Raw genomic sequence first — 21,269 nt, 5'->3', positions numbered from 1 at the left:
GCCCAAAGCCGCAGGGACAGTATGACCGACCAACCTTATGTCATCGACCAGATGATCAGCGCCAAAAGCATCGCCGCACGGGTCGAGGCCTTGGCCAAGGAAATCACCGCCCATTACAAGGGCACCGACAAGCTCATCGTCGTGGGGTTGCTGCGCGGCTCTTTCGTCTTCATCGCGGATCTCGTGCGCGAGATCGACCTCCCCGTCGAGGTCGACTTCCTCGAGGCCTCCTCTTACGGCGATGCCATGCATTCCAGCCGCGAGGTCCGCATCCTCAAGGACCTGCGCGGCGAAATCGCGGGCCGCGACGTGCTGGTGGTCGAGGATATCGTCGACACGGGCTTTACGCTGCATCACGTCAAGAACCTGCTTCTGTCGCGCGAACCCAAGCGCCTCGAGGTTTGCGCCCTGCTCGACAAGCCCTCGCGCCGCGAGGTGGATATCCGCGCCACATGGACGGGTTTCGAGATCCCCGACGAATTCGTCGTGGGCTATGGCATCGACTTTGCGCAGCGCAACCGCAACCTGCCCTATATCGGCAAGGTCCGCTTCACCGCATGACGCCGATCTGGTTCATCCGGATGGCCCGCTGGGCGCGCAACCCGCCATCGGCAGACCGCGTCAGGCTGGTTCTGGTGGTGGTGGCGCTGTGCCTGCTTGTCGCGGGGGCCGAACGGCTTTGGGGCTTTCCCGACTGGCTGACCCCGCAAAAGCTGAAACCCTGACCGCCACTTGACCAAGTCACTTGGCGAAAACGTCATTTGTCCGACACCTTCGTCACCACCTAGCATCCTGCCATCAACTTCGGGGTAACCTTCATGCGGCGTGTTCTGACAGTGCTTTGCGGCCTTGCCCTTCTTGGCCTTGCCGCCTTCTGGTATCTCACCGAACCCGCCCCGCTTCCGGCTGACAGCTTCGCGGGCCTCAGCCCCGATGCGGCGCATGGCCAGCAGGTGTTCACCGCCGCAGGCTGCGCCTCGTGCCACATGGCCGAAGGGGCCACGGGCGAGGCGCAATTGATCCTGTCCGGGGGACAGAAATTCCCCTCTGCCTTCGGCACCTTCATCGCCCCCAACATCTCGTCTGACCCCGACCACGGCATCGGCGCATGGTCGCTGCAAGACCTTGGCAATGCCCTGCAACGCGGCATCGGGCGCGACGGCGAACACCTCTACCCCGCCCTGCCCTATACATCCTACCAGCTGATGCAGCCGCAGGACGTGGTCGATCTTTACGCCTATCTGCAAACCCTGCCGCCCGACGCCACCCCCAGCCAGCCGCATGACATGGCCTTTCCCTTCACGCTGCGCCGCGGCCTCGGCCTTTGGAAAACCCTTTTCGCCGCCCCCGCATGGGCCATCGACGCCCCCGACCTGACGCCCGTCGAAACCCGTGGCCGCTACATCGCCGAGGCCCTTGCCCATTGCGGCGAATGCCACACGCCGCGCAACGCGCTGGGCGGTCTGGACCGGTCGCGCTGGCTTGCCGGTGCGCCCAATCCCTCGGGCGAGGGGCGCATTCCCAACATCACCCCCGCCAAGCTGACATGGAGCGCGGACGAGGTCGTGGAATACCTGACCTCGGGCTTCACGCCCGACTACGACTCGGTCGGCGGCCATATGGCGCATGTGGTGGAAAACATGTCCAAACTGCCCGAATCCGACCGTCAGGCCGTGGCGGCCTACCTGCAACGCGTGGCGCCGGTCGAATAGGCCGGTTGCCGCGCCCCGGGCCACGAATGGTTGCGGGTAAACCCAACTTGTGGTAGCCCGTAAAAAAAACCGAGCAGCAGGTTGTATATAATGAACAGGTTCCCCCCCGCGCTTCCGGCGCTTCTCGTCATGCTTTGCCCGTTTGCGGCGCAGGCTCAGGGTCTCGAAACCTCGGGCCAGTTCGAACTCGAATATCTTCGTGGCAACGGTGCCGAGACGATGCTCTTTTCCGCCGACGCCATGCTGCGCTACCGTGGCGGCGCGCTTGGTGTCGAACTTGGCACCGATTCCGACTTTGCGCTGGATAACGGGCCGGAACTCAAATCCTTCTACGCCGCCGCACTGGTCAATTCGGGCTTTGGCGAATTTGCCATCGGCGCACCCGAATCCGTGGCCGACATGCTGATCGACGTGCCCTCCTTTGCGGGCATGAAGGGCATCGACGCGGGCGGCATGATCCCCGGCCAGAACGTCGCCCTCGGCACGCCGTCGATGGTCGGCGTCATCGCCAAGCGCGAAGACCGCCAAAGCTACGGCCTGCGCTATTCAAACAGCGCGGGCGCCATCCGCTACGGCGCTTCGGTGCATAAATTCGAGGGAACCGGCAGCACGCTCTTCCAGCTTGCCGGCGAATACACGATGGGCCAGACGCAGATCGAAGGCATGATCGAGAACAAAAGCCTCGAAGGCGGTTTTTCGGGCCTGATCGGCGTGGCGCATGATCAGGGCCAGTTCACCGTTTCCGCCTACCTGTCACGCCAGACCATCGACGGCGACGGCACGACCTTCCAGCTTTCCGGCGATTACCGCCTGTCCGACAACATGACCATCGGCGGCAGCCTTGCGCGCAAGGACTTCACCGAAGAGGAATATCTTTACGGCGTGACGGCGGCTTGGGGCTTTGGCAATGGCGCCTACCTGTCCGGCGGCATCGCCGACGGAGACAATTCCACCGTGCTGATGGATGCTTCGGTCGGCTACAAGTTCTGATCGCTTCGGGGCGGGTCAGACCCGCCCCAGTTTTTCCAGCCGCGCCGCGCGCAGCCGCTCGAAATCGTCGCCCGCATGATAGGACGACCGCGTCAGCGGCGTTGCCGAGACCATCAGAAACCCCTTGCCATAGGCGCTGGTCTCATAGGCCTTGAATTCGTCGGGAGTGACGAAACGGTCGATCCTGTGGTGCTTGGGCGTCGGTTGCAGGTATTGGCCGATGGTCAGGAAATCGACATCCGCCGCGCGCATGTCGTCCATCACCTGCAAGACTGACTGCCGGTCCTCGCCAAGGCCCACCATGATCCCCGATTTGGTGAACAGCGTCGGGTCAAGTTCCTTGACCTTCTGCAACAGGCGCAGCGAATGGAAATAGCGCGCACCGGGCCGCACCTCGGGGTATAGTCCCGGCACGGTTTCAAGGTTGTGGTTGAACACATCGGGCCGCGCCGCGACAACCGCCTCAAGCGCCGAGGGCGGGCATTTCAGGAAATCGGGCGTCAGCACCTCGATCGTCGTTCCAGGCGCGCGGTGGCGGATCGCACGGATGGTCTGGGCGAAATGTTCGGCCCCCCCGTCCTCGAGATCGTCGCGGTCGACCGAGGTCACGACCACATGTTTCAGACCAAGTTCGGCCACCGCATGCGCCACCCGACCCGGCTCGAAAGCGTCAAGCGTTTGCGGCTTGCCGGTCGCCACGTTGCAAAAGGTGCACCCCCGCGTGCAGATCTCGCCCATGATCATCATGGTGGCGTGGCCCTGGCTCCAGCACTCGCCCACATTGGGACAGCCCGCTTCCTCGCAGACTGTCACCAGCTTCTTTTCCTTAAGGATATCGCGCGTCTGCTTGTAGCCCGCGCTGGTCGGGGCCTTGACCCTGATCCATGCCGGTTTCTTCGGCTGCTCGTTGTCGGGCCGGTGCGCCTTTTCGGGGTGGCGCTGTTCGGGCAGTTTCAGGTCGCGCACGCTCGCTCTCCTTGCTCCGGCCCTGCCCCTGCCAACATCGCGGCAACGCCGATCTTCCCCCGAGATAAGCCCTTTCCCCGCCATGCGCAACCAAGCGTCGGGACTATGCGGCCCTTGGCAAAGCGGCTATTTGATCCATGTCATGGCCCGAATGGTGCCGTTTTTGCCAAGTCGGGCTGACATCAGGGAAACCACACATGCCGACACCCGAAATTGCCTTGGCCATCTTGCTGCTTCTGCTTACGCCGGGGCCGACCAATACGCTGATGATGCTTTCGGGTGCCGACCGCGGGCTGCGCGCCTCGCTGCCGCTCATTCCGGTCGAACTGGCCGCCTATCTTTGCACCGTCGTGCCGCTTACGTTGCTGGCCCATGCCGCAAGCCCGTGGCTCGGCGCGCTGCGTCCGGCCATCGCCATCATCGCCGGCCTCTGGGTTCTGTCGCTTGCCATCCGCCTGTGGCATGTCAGCCCGCATCAGGGCGACCGCCCGCTTGTCAGCCCGGCCCGCGTTTTCGTGACCACCCTTCTGAACCCCAAGGCGCTGATCTTCGGCCTTGTCCTGCTGCCCGCCACCGCACCGGCACAGGGGTTCGCGCTTTTCACGGCGCTTGTGGTTCTTGTCGCCGTGGCATGGGTCTGGATCGGACAGCGCCTGCCTTCGGCGGCGGGCACGGGCCTTGCCCTGATGCGCCGCGCCGCCGCCTGCTGGCTTGGCCTGCTCTCGCTCGGCCTGCTGGCCAAGGGCTTCGGCGCCTAACCGAACAGCGGCCCCGACCGGCCATACCGCTCTTCGTAATGCCGTTTCAGGCGCTGCAAGGCGATGCGCAGCACGATCTTGCCCGACCGCGCCGCCCAGCCCATATGCCGTTCGGTCGTCTCGATCCCCTCGACAAAGCAGCACACGCGCAACACCACATCGCCAAGCCCCGGCCCCAGATCGGCCAGCGCCAGCAACACCCGTTCCCGCGCCGCCCTCGGCCCCTCGGCAAGGCCCGAATCCGACCGGAAACCACCCCTGTCGCCCGCCGTCAGAAAGCGGTCCCAGTTCTGCGCCACGCGCGGCCCCATCTGCGCCAGTTCGAAATCCTCGCGCAGACGTTCGGCCACGCGGATCAACTCGCCCTCCAGATAGGGCTTGCCGTCCTTGTCGCGCTTGCGCCCCAGCATCACGATCGGGCTTTCCGCGACATTGACCCGAATGCGCTGCGGCCCGCCCGCCTCGTCGATCTCGCGCATCTCCATCTGCCGGTGCTGCGCGCCATAGCCGCCGTCGGACTGCGCGGCCGCCATGCGCCGCAGCGCCGCCCGCCCCGCCACGGTCAGCCGGTAAACCGAAACCCGGCCCGGCTTGTCGCAGGTGATCCAGTCCTTCAGCGCAAAGGCCTGCGCCACAGACCGCTCGACCGTGCAAAGCCGCTGCGTCTTGCCCTCGCCGCCCTGCCGCAGCACCACCGCCGTCCCGAGATCGGCCGAGACCGCCAGCACCGCCGATGTTTCCGCCATCCGCCCCAGAACCCGCCGCGCCTCGCGCGACAGCTCCGCCTCTTGCGGCACCGCACCCGCACGCGGCACGGGCCGGTCGGGTCCGGTCCCTGCCTGCGTGGCCGCGTCCGGGTCGCTGACCGCCTTCAACCCGTCAAGCGCCTGGTCCACCAGCACATCGTCGCGCCTGCTTTCATAGCGCCGCACCTGCCGCATCACGGTCGAGGCATGCACCCCCCGTTGCCGCGCAAGTTCGCGCAGCGAGACCCCGTCGCCGGTATGCGCCAGATAAAGCCGCGCGGTTTCGGGCACCCATCCGGGCAAGGGCGCACCCTCGCCGCCATCCTGCTGGCCGTTTTTCATATCGACACCCCCAAAGTGTAAACACAACCCCAACGTGCAATGGTTACCGAACCGTTAACACGACGGGGTTTAGCGACGAATTTGTCAATAATTCAGGTATTTGCGTTAAAATAGTGCCGCAGCACCGCACGGTTGCCCTGCCGATTGCGCAACGCAAGGTTGTGTCACGCTAGATTGACAGCACCCTGACCAAAGGTGTTGCCATGTCCTTCAACTTCGCCCCCCCGCCACGTACCGCCCAAGCCCTGGCCCCGACCGAGGGGGTGGCCGACCGCCGCCGCCCGCGCCTGTTGCTCAGCGCCGCGCGTCACGGCCTGTCGCTCTACCGCCGCGACCGCGACCTGCCGCGCCTGCTGACCCTTGCCGAAAGCCGGATGCCGCCGCTCGACGCGCTTTTCACGGCCGAGGCGCGGATCGAAAGCGCGCGCCGGACCGGTGCGGCCACCTATTCCTTCGCCCGCCATATCGAGGTGCTGATCGCCCTTCTGGCCGAACTGCGCCTGACCTTGCACGCATAGAAAAACCCGCACCGTTTCCGGCGCGGGTCCATTCGCAGCGGTGCAGTCGCAGTGGTGCAGCCGCTCAGATGAAAGCGTCGGGCATCGAGGCTTTCTTCTTCGCCACATACTCGTCCAGCGACTCGCGGATCCCTTCGTCCAGCGCGGGTTGCTGGTAGTCGCCCAGCATCTTCTTGACCCGCTCGGCCGCCAGCGTCTGCGTGTCGCGCGCGCCTTCCTCGGCCCAGGTCTCGAAGGGCTTGTAGTCGAACAGGTCCGACCGCCAGAAGGCCGATTTGAAATTGTCCTGCGTATGCTGGCAGCCAAGGAAGTGGCCGCCCGGACCAACCTCGCGCAGCGCGTCCATGCCCTGCCCGTTGGCGTCCATGTGGATGCCCTGCGCCAGATGGTGCAAGGTGCCAAGCTGGTCGGCGTCCATCACGAATTTCTCGTACGAGGACACAAGCCCCCCCTCGAGCCAGCCGCAGGCATGCAGCATGAAGTTCACGCCCGCCAGCAAGGCCATGTTCAGGCTGTTCGCGGTTTCATAGGCCGCCTGCGCATCGGGCAGTTTCGACCCGCAGAACGACCCGCCCGACCGGTAAGGCAGGTTCAGCCGGCGCGCCAATTGCCCCGCGCCATAGGTGATGTGCGACGCCTCCGGCGTGCCGAATGTCGGCGCGCCCGAGTTCATGTCGATCGAGGTCACGAAAGCGCCAAAGATCACCGGCGCGCCGGGACGGATCAACTGGCTATAGGCCACACCCGCCAGAACCTCGGCCAGCACCTGCGTCAGCGTGCCCGCCACCGTCACCGGCGCCATCGCGCCCCCGACGATGAAGGGCGAGATGATCGCCGCTTGGTTCGCCTTGGCATAGACCTCAAGCGCGCCCATCATGATCCCGTCAAAGGTAAGCGGGCTGTTGATGTTGATAAGCGAGGTCATCACCGTGTTCTGGTCGACGAAATCCGCCCCGAAAAGCAGCTTCGACATCTCGACCGAATCCGCAGCACGGCTCGGCTCGGTCACCGACCCCATATAGGGCTTGTCCGACAGCACCATATGCGCATGCAGCATGTCGAGGTGGCGCTTGTTCACCGGAACGTCGGTCGGCTCGCAGACGGTGCCACCCGAATGGTGCAGCCATTTCGACATATAGCCCAGTTTCACGAATTTCTGGAAATCGTCGATGGTGGCATAGCGGCGCCCGCCTTCGATATCGCGCACAAAGGGGGGGCCATAGACCGGCGCCAGCACCAGATTGCGCCCGCCGACCACGACGTTGCGGTCAGGATTGCGGGCATATTGCGTGAACTGCGACGGGGCCGTGGCGCACAGCTTGCGGGCCAGACCGCGCGGAATCCGCACGCGCTCGCCCTGCACATCCGCTCCCGCTTCCTTCCAGCGCCGCAACGCCTCGGGGTTCTCGACGAAATTGACGCCGATCTCTTCCAGAACCGTATCCGCGTTCCATTCGATGATCTGAAGCGCTTCCTCGTTCAGGATTTCGAAATTGGGAATGTTGCGCTGGATGAATTTCGCGGTCTCGAGGCTGACCGCCGTCCGTTCCGCCCGACGCGCCGACCCGCCGCCGCCCCGCGCCGAACGCCGTCCGCCCGCTGCCGCACCCGCAACATCCATGTCGCCCATCGTCATTCTCCTCGTTCAGGCCCGAAATCGGCCTCCGTTTGACCCGCTTATGCGCCCGAAACGCAAAGCCCCCGCCCCCGAATACGGCGCTTGAGGTGCAAAAACGACATCGCCGCATCACGGCAGCGACCTGTCCCGCCCCCCGCTTCATCCTTGCCCAAATACTCTGGGGGTCTGGGGGTGAAACCCCCATGGCGCAGCGCGGGCGCGGGCGAAAACCTCTCGGGGCCATCGCTTCCCCCCTCTTGAAGAATTCCGCGCTTCATCCTATGCGGGCGCATGACACAAATCGCGCATGACCGCCTTCTCATCATCGACTTCGGCAGCCAGGTAACGCAGCTCATCGCCCGTCGCCTGCGCGAGTTGAACGTCTATTGCGAAATCCACCCCTTCAACAAAGTGGATGACGCCTTCCTGAAATCCTTCGCCCCGAAAGCGGTGATCTTCTCGGGCGGGCCCGCTTCGGTCTTTGCCGATGGCGCGCCGATGCCGCCGCGCGGGGTCTTCGGTCTGGGCGTGCCGATCCTTGGCATCTGCTACGGCCAGCAGGTCATGATGCATTGCCTTGGCGGCAAGGTGGAACGCGGCCACGGCACGGCCGAATTCGGCCGCGCCTATGTCACCCCCACCGATGCCACCGACCCCATCCTTGCCGGCTGGTTTGCCGACGGGCGCGAACAGGTCTGGATGAGCCACGGCGACCACGTGTCGGAAATCGCCCCCGGCTTTGCCGTCTACGGCACCTCGCCCAACGCGCCTTTCGCCATCACCGCCGACACCGCGCGCCATTTCTACGCCGTCCAGTTCCACCCCGAGGTGCATCACACCCCCAAGGGCGCGAAGCTTTACGAAAACTTCGTCAAACTCGCCGGGTTCAAGGGCGACTGGACGATGGGGGCCTACCGCGAAGAGGCGATCCGCAAGATCCGCGAACAGGTCGGCAGCGAAAAGGTAATCTGCGGCCTTTCCGGCGGCGTCGATTCCTCGGTCGCGGCGGTCCTGATCCACGAGGCGATCGGCGACCAGCTCACCTGCGTTTTCGTCGACCACGGCCTGCTGCGGTTGGGCGAGGCTGAACAGGTCGTCTCGATGTTCCGCGACACCTACAACATCCCGCTGATCCATGCCGACGAATCCGACCTGTTCCTCGGCGCGCTCGAAGGGGTCTCGGACCCCGAGGTGAAGCGCAAGACCATCGGGCGGCTCTTCATCGAGGTGTTCGAGAAACACGCCAAATCCATCGGCGGCGCGAAATTCCTTGCCCAAGGCACGCTTTACCCCGACGTGATCGAAAGCGTCAGCTTCTCGGGCGGGCCTTCGGTCACGATCAAATCGCACCACAACGTGGGCGGCCTGCCGGAAAAGATGGGCATGAAGCTCGTCGAACCCCTGCGCGAGCTGTTCAAGGACGAGGTCCGCGCTTTGGGCCGCGAACTGGGCCTTCCCGTCCCCTTCATCGGGCGGCACCCCTTCCCCGGACCGGGCCTCGCCATCCGCTGCCCCGGAGAGATCACCCGCGAAAAGCTCGACATCCTGCGCCGCGCCGATGCCGTTTACATCGACCAGATCCGTAAGCACGGCCTGTATGACGAAATCTGGCAGGCCTTTGCCGCCATCCTGCCGATGAAGACCGTGGGCGTGATGGGCGACGGGCGCACCTATGACTACGCTCTCGCGCTGCGCGCCGTCACATCGGTCGACGGCATGACCGCCGACTATTACCCCTTCACCCACGATTTCCTCGGTGAAACCGCCACGCGGATCATCAACGAGGTGCAGGGCGTCAACCGCGTCTTCTACGATTGCACGTCAAAACCGCCGGGAACCATCGAACTCGAATGACATCCCGTGACCTGTATTGCGAAAGGGCCGCGTCACCAGACGCGGCCCTTTCCTTTCGGATCAGGAAAAGAACGGCTTACGCGCCAAAGCTGCCACGCGCCGAAATCTCGGCAAGGGCAAGGCGCGGGCTCGGAACTTCGCGGGCGCGCAGCCCCTCGGGCAGGCTTGCCGCGTCGCCCCGATGCCCCACGGCCACCACGGCATGCAGCACATGGTTGGCGGGCAGCGCCACGGCTTCGGCTGTCTTGGCATGGTCAAAGCCGCCCATCGCATGGGCGACCAGCCCTTGCAGATGCGCCTGCAGGGCCAGATAGCCCCAGGCGGTGCCCGTATCGAAGGCGTGGAAGGAATTGGCCACCTCGGCCTCTTCCTTCAGAACCGTCGCCTTCGACGCCACGACGATCAGCGCCGCCGCCTTCTCGGCCCATGCCTTGTTGAACGGCACCAGACCATCGGCGATCCGGGCAAAGGCCGCATCGCCGCGCAGCGCCCAGACGAAGCGCCAGGGTTGCAGGTTCGACGCCGAAGGCGCCCAACGCGCCGCTTCCAGCAAGCTCTGGACTTCGCCCTCGCCAAGGGTCGCGTCGGTAAAGGCACGCGGCGACCAGCGGCCAAGGAATTGCGCATCGACGGGCTGTTCTGCGACGCGGATATCTTTAACGGGGGCATTCATGGCTTCACCTGACATTCAAGAAACTTGCCCCGGGAAGATACTCTTGCTGCACCTGCAAACAAGATCGCCGCAGTGCAGACAGACCTCTGCACCGATAAACAGAACTTTCGCATGGCAAAGCACCTTGACGGCAGCACCCGCTTTCCCCCCATCCTGCCCCCGATAGGAGAAATTTCCATGCGCGCGCTTCGCCTTCTGGCCCTGAACGACCTGCAACTGTGCGAAATCCCGATTCCCGACCCCGCCCCCGGCGAGGTTCTGGTCAAGGTCGAGGCCTGCGGGATCTGCGGCACCGACCGGCACCTGTTCAAGGGCGAATATCCCTCGGCCATGCCGGTCACGCTGGGCCATGAATTCTCGGGCCATGTGGTCGCCTGCGGCGCGGGTGTTGCCATCCCCTTGGGCACGCGCGTCACTTGCGATCCGAACACATGGTGCGGCGAGTGCGAGGCCTGCCGTCGTGGCCGCGTCAACCTCTGCGCGCGCAACATCGCAACCGGCCTTGGCCGCGACGGCGGCTTTGCCGAATACTGCGCCTTTCCCGCGCACAAGGCCCATGTCCTGCCCGCCGGCCTGAACCCGCTGCACGGCGCATTCGCCGAACCCCTCGCCTGCACGCTGCACGGACTCGACATCGCGGCCCCGCGGGCGGGCGAGCGTGTCATCATCCTTGGTGGCGGGGTGATCGGAATGCTTGCCCTGCAACTCGCGGCCCTCGCGGGGGCCGAAGTGATGCTCGTCACCCGTCAGGCCGACAAACGCAGCCTCGCGCTGACCCTTGGCGCGCAGCAGACCGCCGCCACCGAACAGGAAGCCCGCGACCTCTGGCCCGCAGGGGCGGATATCACGCTGGAATGTGCAGGCGTGGTCGAAACGGTCGAGATGGCACCCCGCCTCACCCGCTCGGGGGGGCGCGTGGTCATCCTTGGCGTCCTGCCTGCGGGTCAAAGGGTGCAGATCGAACCCTTCGACCTTCTGTTCCGCGAGGTGCAGTTCCTCTCCTCTTTCATAAACCCCTTCACGCAAGACCGCGCCGCAGCCCTGATCGCCGCAGGCCGCATCCGTCTCGACCCGCTGGTTTCGCGCAAACTGACCCTCGATCACGCCGCCGAGGCCATCGCCAACCCGCCGCGCGCGGGCGAAATCCGCGCTATCGTCCTGCCGCAGGGCTGATTGCGTCTGGCAAGGCCGCAAAAGCGCCGCTAGACCTTGCGCATGAACCTTTCGCGCAGCTTCCCCGTCCGCCACAAGGATTTCGGCCTGTTCTGGGCCGGAATCTTCCTTGTGAACATCGCCGTCCAGATCGAGGCCGTCACCATCGGCTGGCAAATCTACGGCATCGGGCGACAGACCATGTCCATCGGCGAAAGCGCCTTTCTGGTCGGCATGGTCGGCCTTGCGCAATTCGTGCCGCTGTTCCTGCTGACGCTCTGGGCAGGCTCGCTGGCCGACCGCCATTCGCGGCGCGGCATCGTCATGCTTGCCCTGCTGGTCGAGGCCGTCTGCGTGCTGGGCCTTGTGGGGGTCGCACTCGAACCCAGCCCGAACGTCTCGCATATCTTCGCCATCGCCGCCGTCTTTGGCGCGGCCCGCGCCTTCCTGTCTCCGGCCTCCTCGGCCACGGTGCCGATGCTGGTGCCGAAATCCGAAATGCCGCAGGCCATCAGCCTGAAATCGCTGGCATGGCAAACCGCCGTCATCATCGGCCCGTGGATCGGCGGCCTGCTCTGCGCCATTTCCACCGCCACCTCATACGGGGTGACTGCGGCGCTTTACCTTGCGGGCCTTGCGATCATCCTTTTCATCCGCACCAACACCACGCCCGAACGCCAGCCCGGCAGCCAGATCCAGCAGATCAAGGAAGGGCTGGTCTACACCTGGCAGAACAAGATCATCTTCGGCGCGATCAGCCTCGATCTCTTCGCCGTGCTGCTGGGCGGGGCGACCGCGCTTTTGCCCGCCTTCGCCTCCGACATCCTGCAAGTCGGCCCCGAAGGCTTCGGCATCCTGCGCTCGGGCCCCGCGCTTGGCGCGGTGGTGATGGCGCTTGCCCTCTCGCGCTGGCCGCTCAAACGCAAGGCGGGCGCGCGCATGTTCCTTGCCGTGGGGGCCTTCGGCCTTGCCACCATCGTCTTTGCCCTCTCGCGCAACATGTGGCTTTCGGTCATCGCGCTCGCCGCCCTCGGTGCCGCCGACATGATCTCGGTCTACGTCCGCCAGACCCTTGTGCAGATCGTCACACCCGACCACATGCGCGGCCGCGTCTCGTCGGTGTCGGGCCTGTTCATCTCGGGCTCGAACGAGTTGGGCGAATTCGAATCCGGTGTCGTGTCGCGCTTCATCGGCCCCGTCGCGGCGGCGGTCGTGGGCGGAATCGGGACCATCGGCGTAACCGGCCTCTGGGCGTGGATGTTCCCCGACCTGCGCCGCGCCGACCGTCTTGACGGAGCCGACGAGACAGGCCCCATCACCGCCCATTCCGCGACCACACCGGCCAGCACGGGCGGCTGATCTGCCACAATCCTGACGCGAAATCTTCACGCTTTGAACAAGATCAAGCGGTCCGCCCGCGGGTTGACCGAACATATTGACGTTTTCTGAACACAGGTAACCATCATGATCACGCGTCAAGTCAATCTTCGTTGACCAGTGTTAAGCCCCTGCATAGCGTAAAATCATGAATTCGCCGCGGGGACACGGCGGTCGCGGAGGGGATCTCATGACAAAACATTTCTGGACGGCGGCACTTCTGCTTTCCACCACCACCCTTGCACAGGCGGGCGGGATCGACCGGTCGGGACAGGGCATCGACATTCTCTTCGCGCAGGGCCGCACGCTCGAACTCAGCTACGGCCGCGCCCAACCCACGATCGAAGGCACCGACCTTGCTTCGACCTCGACGGGCGATGTCGCGGGCAACTACAGCCAGATCGGCATGGCCTACAAAGCCGACCTGACGGACAAGCTGTCCTATGCGGTGATCCTCGACCAACCCTTCGGCGCCGATATCCTTTACGGCGGCGGCCTGTTCCTTCCGGGCACGACGGCACAGGCGCAATCCCATGCCGCAACCGTCTTGCTGCGCTACAAGCTGTCCGACAACTTCGCCGTCCACGGCGGGTTGCGCGCCCAGAAAGCCGATGCCTACATCGCGCTCGGCGGCTTTGCCTATAACGGTGTCGGGCTGAACGGCTACAACGTCACCCTCGATGACGATGTCGGCTACGGCTACACCCTCGGCGCCTCATACGAGATGCCCGAAATCGCCCTGCGCGTGGCGCTGACCTACAACTCCGAAATCACCCATGATTTCGACACGACCGAAGTCGTCCCCGGCTTCGGAACTGTCTCCAGCACGACCGAGGTTTCGACCCCGCAATCGCTGAACCTCGACGCGCAGTCGGGCATCGCCGCCGATACGCTGCTTTTCGGCCAGATCCGCTGGGTGCAATGGTCCACGCTCGAAATCGCGCCGCTCATGCTTGGCGGGGCAAGCCTCGTCACGCTGGACGATACGGTCACCTACACGCTGGGCGTCGGGCACAAGTTCAACGACGCATGGTCCGGCGCGGCCTCTCTCAGCTACGAACGTCCCATCGACCCTGCCGTTTCCCCCCTCGCCCCGACCGATGGCCGCAGGGGTGTCACGCTGGCCGCGATCTACACGCATGAAAACATGAAGGTCACGACCGCTCTCAACTACACCAAGATCGGCGATGCCGTGGCCTCCATCGGCGGCACGGGCATCGCGTCCATGTCCGGCAACTCGGTCCTCGGCGTGGGCGTCAAGCTCGGCTTCCAGTTCTGAAACCAAAGGGCCCCCGCGCGGGGCCCTTTCGTTTTCCGCGTGAAATCCCCCCTGCGCCGCGCTATCACCCGCCAAGGGACCAAGGGGGCAGAACCATGATCTACACATCCGGCGCCGAATTCCTTGCGGCAAAACGCAAACGCGTGCTGCTTTTCGGCATGTCGGGCCTTGGCAAGACGCATCTTTCGAACCTGCTGCGCGATGCCGGAAACTGGTTCCACTACTCGATCGATTACCGCATCGGCACGCGCTACATGGGCGAATTCATCGCCGACAACTTCAAGCGCGAGGCGATGAAAGTGCCGCTTCTGCGCGAATTGCTGATGACGGATTCGGTCTACATCGCCTCGAACATCACCTTCGACAACCTCGCCCCCCTGTCCACCTATCTTGGCAAACCGGGCGATCCGTCGCGTGGCGGCGTGCCCTTTGCCGAATATTGCAAACGTCAGGACCAGCACCGCGAAGCCGAGGTGTCGGCCCTGCTCGACACGCCGCGCTTCATCGACCGGGCGTCCGACATCTACGGCTACGACAATTTCGTCTGCGACTCGGGCGGTTCGATCTGCGAAGTCGTCGATGCCGCCAACCCCGCCGATCCGGTGATGAAGACGCTGTCGGAAAACCTTCTGCTCGTCTGGATCAAAGGGTCCGAAGCCCACCGCGAGGAGTTGAAACGCCGGTTCGACCGCGCGCCCAAGCCCATGTATTACCAGCCCGGATTCCTGCGCGACCTCTGGGCCGAATTCTCGTCCGGCAAGCCCGGATCCGCCATCGACCCCGATGCTTTCCTGCGTTTCGGCTATGCGCGACTTCTGGAACACCGCCAGCCGCGCTATGCCGCGATGGCCAACTGGGGCCTCACCGTCACCGCCGAGGAAGTCGCCACCGTCAAGGATGCGGCGGGCTTTCACGCCCTTGTCGCCGCCGCCTTGGACCGTGCCTCCCCAGACCGTGCTTGACCAGACCGTGCTTGCCCAGACCGTGCTTGATCGTGCCAGCCGGAACACATAAATAAACCTTCCCGTTCAGTTTCAGGTCCACCATGCCCATCACCCTGCCCGAGAGCCTGCCCGCCTATGACGTTCTGCGGAACGAGGGCGTCTCGGTCATGTCGCCCGAACGCGCCGCGCGTCAGGATATCCGCCCGCTGCGGATCGGCCTGCTCAACCTGATGCCGAAAAAGATCCAGACCGAAAACCAGTTCGCCCGCCTGATCGGGGCCACGCCCTTGCAGATCGACCTGCACCTGATCCGCATGACCGAACACCAGACCCGCAACACCGCTGCCGCGCATATGGAAACCTTCTACCGCCCGTTTCAGGACGTGCGCGACGAAAAGTTCGACGGACTCATCATCACCGGCGCGCCCATCGAACACCTGCCCTTTCACGAAGTGACCTATTGGAAAGAGCTGGAACAGGTTTTCGACTGGACCCAGACCAACGTGCAATCCACCTTCGGCGTCTGCTGGGGCGGGATGGCAATGATCAACCATTTCCACGGCGTCCAGAAGCACATGCTGCCGCACAAGGCATTCGGCTGCTTCCGCCACCGCATCCTTTGCCCGACCTCGCCCTTCCTGCGCGGCTTCTCGGATGATTTCGTCATCCCCGTCTCGCGCTGGACCGAAATGCGGCAGGCCGAGATCGACGCGAAACCCGGCCTGACCACCCTGCTCGGGTCAGACGAGGTCGGCCCCTGTCTGGTCGAGGACAGCGCGCATCGCGCGCTCTACATCTTCAACCATTTCGAATATGACAGCGACACGCTCAAGCAGGAATATGACCGCGACATCGCGGCGGGCACCCCGATCAACGTGCCGATGAACTACTATCCCGATGACAATCCCGCGATGCCGCCGCTCAATCGCTGGAGAAGCCACGCCCACCTTCTATATGGCAACTGGATCAACGAGATTTACCAGTCCACGCCCTATGAGATTGAAAAGATTGGCACGTAGCCTGACCTTCCTCGCCGCCGTCGCAGCCACTGCGACGGCGGCAACGCTTTACCGTGCCGGCAACCGCGAAGCCCGCGCCCTTGTCGCCCATCCGCCCCAAGGCCAATTCGTCGACGTGGACGGCACGCGCGTGCATGTGCTGGTCAAAGGCAGCGGTCCCGATCTGGTGCTGATCCACGGCGCATCCGGCTCTCTGCGCGATTTCAGCTTCGATCTGATCGACCGCCTGTCACCCGACTACCGCGTGATCGCGATGGATCGCCCCGGTTTGGGCTATTCCGATCCGCTCCCCGATGGCGACCCCTCGCTTGCGGCGCAGGTCGCCGTGCTGAAGGCCGCCGCCGACAGCCTCGGGGCAACACGGCCCATCCTCGTCGGGCAAAGCTATGGCGGGACGGTCGCGCTGTCATGGGCGCTCGATCACCCTGCCGCCGCATTGGTGACCATAGGCTCGCCCTCGCTGCCCTGGCCGGGCGGGCTTGATCCCTGGTACCGGCTGACAGAAACCGCCCTTGGCCGCGCCCTGCTGATCCCGCTCGCCTCGGCATGGGTGCCTCAGTCCTATGTCGAAGCCGCCGTGACCGGCGTCTTTGCCCCCCAGCCCGTGCCGGCAGGCTACCTCGCCCATCTCGGCACCGACCTTACGCTGCGCCGCACCGCACTTGCGGCCAATGTGCAGCAGATCAACAGCCTGCGCCCGCAGATCGTCGCGATGGAGCAGCGCCTGCCCTCGCTCACCCTTCCGATCGAGCTGGTTCACGGTGACGCGGACAGCATCGTTCCGCTTTCCATCCACTCGGCCCCGCTGGCCCTCCGCCTGCCCAACGCGCATCTGACCGTGCTTCCCGGCGTCGGCCACATGCCGCACCACGCCGATCCCGAAGCCGTGCTTGCCGCCATTGACCGCGCAGCAACCCGTGCCGGATTGCGCTGACCGCCCCGCCCCGCCTAAACTCGTCGCGACTGTGATGGAGGCTTTCATGTCAGATCTGCCCTTTGACGGCGCAATCACCCGCTATTTCGAAAAAGGCGCGCCGAAATCCGTGCGCAAGGCCATCGAAAAGGCGGGCAAGGACGCCATCATCACCGATACCTACCCCTACCGCGAAGAGATGAAGCGCAAGGATTACGACAGCGCGCTCGAAGGGTTGCAGCGCCAGCTTGTCCGCATGCTTGCCGATGTCAAAGCCACCGGAAAACGCGTCGTCGTGGTGTTCGAAGGGCGCGATGCCGCGGGCAAGGGCGGCACCATCGACACGATGCGCGAAAACCTGAACCCCCGCGTGGCAAATGTCGTCGCCCTGTCGAAACCCTCGGACCGCGAGGCCGCAAGCTGGTATTTCCAGCGCTACATCGACTGGCTTCCCGCCGCGGGCGAAATGGCGATGTTCGACCGCTCCTGGTATAACCGCGGCATCGTCGAACAGGTGTTCGGCTTCTGCACCCCCGAACAGCGCACCCGCTTCTTCCGCCAGTTGCCCGATTTCGAACGGATGCTGGTCGACGAGGGCATCATCCTCGTCAAACTCTGGCTCGAGGTGGGCCGCGCCGAACAGCTCCGCCGCTTCCTCGCCCGCGAAGGCGACCCGCTGAAGCAATGGAAACTCTCGTCCATCGACATCGACGGCTTGGGCAAATGGGACGACTATTGCCACGCCATCGACGAGACGATGGAGAAATCCCATTTCGACTATGCCCCGTGGAACGTCGTCCTGTCGGATGACAAGAAACGCGCCCGCATCGCCGCCATCCAGACAGTCCTGCTTGCGGTCGATTTCAAGGGGCGCGACAAAGGGTTGATCGGCACGCCAGACCCCGCGATCTGCGGCGGACCGGGCCTGCGACCCAAGGAATGACATGAAGCGCGGCTATCATCACGGCAATCTGCGTCAGGCGCTTGTCGATGCCGCGCTTACCCTCATTGCCGAAAAGGGGCCGACCGGCTTTACCCTGTCCGAGGCCGCAAAGCAGGCCGATGTCACCCCCGCCGCCGTCTACCGCCATTTCGCCGGACGCGACGACCTGATCGCCGAGGTCGCGCGGCAGGGCTATGACGTTTTCGCTGCCCTCATGGATTACGCCTATGGCGACGGCAAACCCACGGCCCTTGCCGCCTTTGAATCGACGGGCCGCGCCTATCTTGCCTTTGCGCGCAAATATCCCGGCCATTACATGGCGATGTTCGAAAGCGGGCTTTCCTTCAACGCCTATCCCGACCTTGCGCTTGCCGCACAAAAGGCCCGCGCCGTGTTCGAACGCGCCGCCGCTGCCCTCTCCGACCAGATGCCCGCCGACCGCCGCCCCCCGGCCACGATGTTTTCGGCCCATATCCTCGCACTCAGCCACGGCGTGGTGGAACTTTACATGCGCGGCGCTGGCGCCAAATCGCCCTTCGTTCCCGAAGACCTGCTTGAAGCGGGCATAGGCATCTACCTGCGCGGCCTCGGCCTGCTGCCCCCCGACGCGTGACGCGGGCATCCCCCAAGGGGCCCACGCCTTTCCGTCACGAAAACCGCGCCCGTCCCTAGCGGAACAGCACCAGCGCCCCCGGCGACCAGCCCACCCGCGCGCGCGCGCCGATATCAAGCACCGGGCGCCCGAATACGTTGCGCATCGAAATCCGCACCGGCGCATCGGTGCCGTCGATCCGCACGTCGTAATAGGTCATGTCCCCGAAATAGACGACTTCCTCGATCGTCGCCATGCTTTCGCGGTCTGCCGCCGCCGATCCTTCGTAAAGGATCGTCAGCGTCTCGGGCCGGAAGCCGACCGTCGCGCCTTCGTCGGTCTTGCCGCCCATGACCTGACGCGCCTCGATATGGATGCGTCCGAAGCCCGCCGCATCGACCTCGACAGCATCCGCCCCCTCTTCCAGAACCTTGGCGGGCAGGAAGTTCATCGTTCCGATGAAATCGGCCACCTTCCGGCTGCCCGGGCGGCGATACAGCGTTTCGGGGTCTGCCAGCTGCGCGATCTCGCCCTCGAACATCACGGCGATCCGGTCCGACATGACCAAGGCTTCCTCCTGGTCATGCGTCACCAGAATAAAGGTGATCCCGACCTGCCGTTGCAGCTTGATCAGCTCCATCTGCATCTGCTCGCGCATCTTCTTGTCAAGCGCCGAGAGCGGCTCGTCCAGCAACAGCACCTTCGGTTTCAGGATCAAGGCCCGCGCCAGCGCCACGCGCTGCCGCTGCCCGCCCGAAAGCGCATGCGCCGCCCGTCCGCCATAGCCTTTCAGCCCGACCATCTCCAAGGCCTCGGCCACCGCCTTTTCCTTCTCGGCGGTCGAACGCGCATCCTTGCGCAAGCCAAAGCCCACATTCTGCGCCACGCTCAGATGCGGAAAGATCGCGTAGGACTGGAACACCATGTTCGTCGGCCGCTTGTTGGCCGGAACCCCCGCCATATCGCGCCCGTCGACCAGAACCGCGCCGCTCGAGATATCCTCGAACCCCGCGATGGTGCGCAGCAGCGTGGTCTTGCCACATCCCGATGGCCCCAGCAGCGAAAAGAACTCGCCCGGCCGGATCGTTCCGGTGATCCCGCGCAGCGCGTGGTAATCGCCATAATACTTATGAACGTCCCGGAACTCGATCATCGTGTCTTTGGTGCTCACAGGAAGCCTCCGGTATCAGTGCCGCCGGATTTCGCGATGCCACGGCGGCGGAACCATTCGGCGATCGCAAGAAGGGTGATGGACAGACAGACAAGGATGGTGCCAAGCGCCATGATCGCCGGAACCCGCGCGGGGAACCGGAACTGCCCGTAGATATAGGTGGAAAGCACAGGCTCGTTCCCGCCAAGGAAATAGGCCATGATGAATTCATCGAGGCTGATGGTGAAACAGATCAGCAGGGACGAGATGATCCCCGGCATCACCAGCGGCAGGATGATCAGCCAGAACGTCGAAAGCGGCGTCTCGCCCAGATCCTGCGCCGCTTCCTCCAGCGACCGGTCCAGCGACTGGAACGCGCTGCTCAGGATTGCCACGGCAAAGGGCGTGCACAGCAGCACATGCCCCAGAATGATGGTAAAGATCGACAGCGGGAACCCGATGGTCAGCAACACCGCCAGCATCGCCATCGCCACGATCATCTCGGGCAGAACCAGCGGCAGCATGATCAGCCCCAAGGCCCCGCCGCTGCCCGGAAAGTTGAAGCGCGTCGACGCCCGCGCCGCGAACAGCCCTAGAAGCGTGGCAAAGATCGCCGTCGTGGTCGAGATGATCAGCGAATTCTGCGCCGCATTCCACAGGTTCTGGTCCTCCCACATGGTCGCGAACCAGCTTGTGGTAAAGCCCGACAGCGGAAAGGCGATCACCTTGCTGTCGTTAAAGGCGAACAGCGGAAGCAGGATGATCGGCGCATAAAGGAACAGCAGATAGGCGATGGCATAAAGCCGGAAACCGGGGCTTTTCATTTCGACCCCTTCAGGAAGCGGCGGTTCAACAGCAGGAAGACAAGGCTGACAACCGCCACGATCAGCATGGCGGTCATCGCGATGGCCGACCCCAGATGCCGGTCATTCTGCTTGAGCATCGTCACCTCGATCATATTGGCGATCATCGGCAGCTTGCCCCCCCCGATCAGGTCCGGCGTCACATAGTCGCCCACCGTCGGGATAAAGACGATCAGCACTGCCGCGATCACCCCCGGCATCGAAAGCGGCAGCGTCACGCGGAAGAAGGTCATGAAACTGCTTTCGCCCAGATCACGCCCCGCTTCCAGCAAGGAGCGGTCGATTTTTTCGAGGCTGACGAAGATCGGCAGAATGGCAAAGGGTGCATAGGCATGGGCCAGCGTCAGGATCATGGCCTGCACGTTGTAGTTGATCGCCTGCAACGGCGCGTCGATCACGCCAAGGCTCAGCAGGCCCGAATTGACCACACCGTTATAGCCAAGGATCACTTTCCACAGGAACACGCGGATCAGATAGCTGGTCCAGAACGGAATGGTGATCAGGAACAGCCAAAGCGACTTCTTCGACGGCTGCACGTGGAAGCTGACGAAATAGGCCACCGGATAGGCAAGCAGCACCGTCACCGCCGTCACGCTGAACGATACGGTCAACGACCGGCTCATCAGCTTCTGGTAGATCGGCTTGGTCCAGACGGTCAGGAAGTTGTCAAAGCTGACCGCCCCCGTCTCGCGCAGCGTCAGCGAATAGACCAGCACCGCAACCAGCGGGGCGGCCAACAACAGCACTGCGTAAATGAACGTCGGACTTATCAGCAACCAGCCGCTGGCCGCTTCCGACCGACCGCCCGTCGGGCCCTGCTTCTGCGCCATCATCACCCCTGTCGACAGCCACACGGACGA

The 21,269-nt window shown here is 64.2% G+C and carries 22 protein-coding genes; 15 read left to right on the top strand and 7 right to left on the bottom strand.

What is annotated here, in order from left to right:
• The first annotated feature begins 21 nt into the window (after positions 1 to 21).
• The 4 genes from hpt to H7F16_RS08205 all read left to right on the top strand — a co-directional run bounded on the left by hpt (position 22) and on the right by H7F16_RS08205 (position 2,702).
• Positions 22 to 561, top strand: coding sequence for a hypoxanthine phosphoribosyltransferase (gene hpt, locus H7F16_RS08220; RefSeq protein ID WP_185797085.1), 540 nt, complete (start codon positions 22 to 24; stop codon positions 559 to 561).
• Positions 558 to 725, top strand: coding sequence for a hypothetical protein (locus H7F16_RS08215; protein WP_185797084.1), 168 nt, complete (start codon positions 558 to 560; stop codon positions 723 to 725). Before hpt ends, H7F16_RS08215 begins: the two co-directional genes overlap by 4 nt.
• 93 nt (positions 726 to 818) lie before the next feature.
• Complete coding sequence (locus H7F16_RS08210) at positions 819 to 1,712, top strand: cytochrome c (RefSeq protein ID WP_185797083.1); 894 nt, start codon at positions 819 to 821, stop codon at positions 1,710 to 1,712.
• 90 nt (positions 1,713 to 1,802) lie between these two features.
• A complete protein-coding gene (locus H7F16_RS08205; protein ID WP_185797082.1) occupies positions 1,803 to 2,702 on the top strand; it encodes a hypothetical protein in 900 nt (299 codons plus the stop codon).
• Between the two features lie 15 nt (positions 2,703 to 2,717).
• On the opposite strand, the gene lipA is transcribed toward H7F16_RS08205, so the two are convergent.
• Complete coding sequence (gene lipA, locus H7F16_RS08200) at positions 2,718 to 3,668, bottom strand: lipoyl synthase (RefSeq protein WP_338401982.1); 951 nt, start codon at positions 3,666 to 3,668, stop codon at positions 2,718 to 2,720.
• 197 nt (positions 3,669 to 3,865) lie between these two features.
• On the opposite strand from lipA, the gene H7F16_RS08195 reads away from it, so the two are divergent.
• Positions 3,866 to 4,426 (top strand): hypothetical protein, encoded by a 561-nt coding sequence (locus H7F16_RS08195; protein WP_185797080.1) that lies wholly within the window; start codon positions 3,866 to 3,868, stop codon positions 4,424 to 4,426.
• Here the strand turns inward: H7F16_RS08195 and H7F16_RS08190 are convergent.
• The gene (locus H7F16_RS08190; protein ID WP_185797079.1) at positions 4,423 to 5,514 is read right to left on the bottom strand and encodes a DUF6456 domain-containing protein; all 1,092 of its coding nucleotides are present in this window, start codon (positions 5,512 to 5,514) and stop codon (positions 4,423 to 4,425) included. The genes H7F16_RS08195 and H7F16_RS08190 overlap by 4 nt on opposite strands.
• 203 nt (positions 5,515 to 5,717) lie before the next feature.
• Between H7F16_RS08190 and H7F16_RS08185 the strand changes: the two genes are divergently transcribed.
• On the top strand, positions 5,718 to 6,032 hold the full coding sequence (locus tag H7F16_RS08185; protein ID WP_185797078.1) for a DUF6477 family protein: 315 nt from the start codon (positions 5,718 to 5,720) through the stop codon (positions 6,030 to 6,032).
• 64 nt (positions 6,033 to 6,096) lie between these two features.
• On the opposite strand, the gene H7F16_RS08180 is transcribed toward H7F16_RS08185, so the two are convergent.
• On the bottom strand, positions 6,097 to 7,662 hold the full coding sequence (locus tag H7F16_RS08180) for a trimethylamine methyltransferase family protein (protein WP_241741372.1): 1,566 nt from the start codon (positions 7,660 to 7,662) through the stop codon (positions 6,097 to 6,099).
• Between the two features lie 279 nt (positions 7,663 to 7,941).
• Here H7F16_RS08180 and guaA point away from each other — a divergent pair, with 279 nt between their 5' ends.
• On the top strand, positions 7,942 to 9,504 hold the full coding sequence (guaA, locus tag H7F16_RS08175; RefSeq protein ID WP_185797077.1) for a glutamine-hydrolyzing GMP synthase: 1,563 nt from the start codon (positions 7,942 to 7,944) through the stop codon (positions 9,502 to 9,504).
• A gap of 76 nt (positions 9,505 to 9,580) precedes the next feature.
• On the opposite strand, the gene H7F16_RS08170 is transcribed toward guaA, so the two are convergent.
• Positions 9,581 to 10,177: a nitroreductase family protein gene (locus H7F16_RS08170; RefSeq protein ID WP_185797076.1), complete on the bottom strand. Its 597-nt coding sequence runs from the start codon at positions 10,175 to 10,177 to the stop codon at positions 9,581 to 9,583.
• Between the two features lie 177 nt (positions 10,178 to 10,354).
• Between H7F16_RS08170 and H7F16_RS08165 the strand changes: the two genes are divergently transcribed.
• From H7F16_RS08165 to H7F16_RS08130, 8 genes are all read left to right on the top strand, one after another.
• The gene (locus H7F16_RS08165; RefSeq protein ID WP_185797075.1) at positions 10,355 to 11,350 is read left to right on the top strand and encodes a zinc-dependent alcohol dehydrogenase family protein; all 996 of its coding nucleotides are present in this window, start codon (positions 10,355 to 10,357) and stop codon (positions 11,348 to 11,350) included.
• A gap of 42 nt (positions 11,351 to 11,392) precedes the next feature.
• Positions 11,393 to 12,688: an MFS transporter gene (locus H7F16_RS08160; protein ID WP_185797074.1), complete on the top strand. Its 1,296-nt coding sequence runs from the start codon at positions 11,393 to 11,395 to the stop codon at positions 12,686 to 12,688.
• A gap of 208 nt (positions 12,689 to 12,896) precedes the next feature.
• The gene (locus H7F16_RS08155) at positions 12,897 to 13,985 is read left to right on the top strand and encodes an OmpP1/FadL family transporter (protein ID WP_185797073.1); all 1,089 of its coding nucleotides are present in this window, start codon (positions 12,897 to 12,899) and stop codon (positions 13,983 to 13,985) included.
• 95 nt (positions 13,986 to 14,080) lie between these two features.
• On the top strand, positions 14,081 to 14,947 hold the full coding sequence (locus H7F16_RS08150; RefSeq protein WP_185797072.1) for an ATPase: 867 nt from the start codon (positions 14,081 to 14,083) through the stop codon (positions 14,945 to 14,947).
• 83 nt (positions 14,948 to 15,030) lie between these two features.
• The gene (gene metA / locus H7F16_RS08145) at positions 15,031 to 15,948 is read left to right on the top strand and encodes a homoserine O-acetyltransferase MetA (RefSeq protein WP_185797071.1); all 918 of its coding nucleotides are present in this window, start codon (positions 15,031 to 15,033) and stop codon (positions 15,946 to 15,948) included.
• On the top strand, positions 15,923 to 16,882 hold the full coding sequence (locus H7F16_RS08140) for an alpha/beta fold hydrolase (RefSeq protein WP_185797070.1): 960 nt from the start codon (positions 15,923 to 15,925) through the stop codon (positions 16,880 to 16,882). The genes metA and H7F16_RS08140 overlap by 26 nt, the downstream gene beginning before the upstream one ends.
• Before the next feature lie 46 nt (positions 16,883 to 16,928).
• The gene (gene ppk2, locus H7F16_RS08135; protein ID WP_185797069.1) at positions 16,929 to 17,804 is read left to right on the top strand and encodes a polyphosphate kinase 2; all 876 of its coding nucleotides are present in this window, start codon (positions 16,929 to 16,931) and stop codon (positions 17,802 to 17,804) included.
• 1 nt (position 17,805) lies between these two features.
• Complete coding sequence (locus H7F16_RS08130) at positions 17,806 to 18,417, top strand: TetR/AcrR family transcriptional regulator (protein ID WP_185797068.1); 612 nt, start codon at positions 17,806 to 17,808, stop codon at positions 18,415 to 18,417.
• 55 nt (positions 18,418 to 18,472) lie between these two features.
• On the opposite strand, the gene H7F16_RS08125 is transcribed toward H7F16_RS08130, so the two are convergent.
• The 3 genes from H7F16_RS08125 to H7F16_RS08115 are packed head-to-tail and all read right to left on the bottom strand — an operon-like array spanning position 18,473 to position 21,242.
• Positions 18,473 to 19,549, bottom strand: a complete 1,077-nt coding sequence (locus H7F16_RS08125) for an ABC transporter ATP-binding protein (protein WP_185797546.1) — start codon at positions 19,547 to 19,549, stop codon at positions 18,473 to 18,475.
• Between the two features lie 14 nt (positions 19,550 to 19,563).
• Positions 19,564 to 20,370, bottom strand: coding sequence for an ABC transporter permease (locus H7F16_RS08120; RefSeq protein ID WP_185797067.1), 807 nt, complete (start codon positions 20,368 to 20,370; stop codon positions 19,564 to 19,566).
• The gene (locus tag H7F16_RS08115) at positions 20,367 to 21,242 is read right to left on the bottom strand and encodes an ABC transporter permease (RefSeq protein ID WP_422121117.1); all 876 of its coding nucleotides are present in this window, start codon (positions 21,240 to 21,242) and stop codon (positions 20,367 to 20,369) included. The genes H7F16_RS08120 and H7F16_RS08115 overlap by 4 nt, the downstream gene beginning before the upstream one ends.
• Between the last annotated feature and the right edge of the window lie 27 nt (positions 21,243 to 21,269).

The organism is Paragemmobacter straminiformis, from assembly GCF_014243445.1.
GTDB classification, from domain to species: Bacteria; Pseudomonadota; Alphaproteobacteria; order Rhodobacterales; family Rhodobacteraceae; genus Paragemmobacter; species Paragemmobacter straminiformis.
Note: the sequence above shows the minus strand (reverse complement) of the source record. Positions and strands in the feature narration are given on the sequence as shown.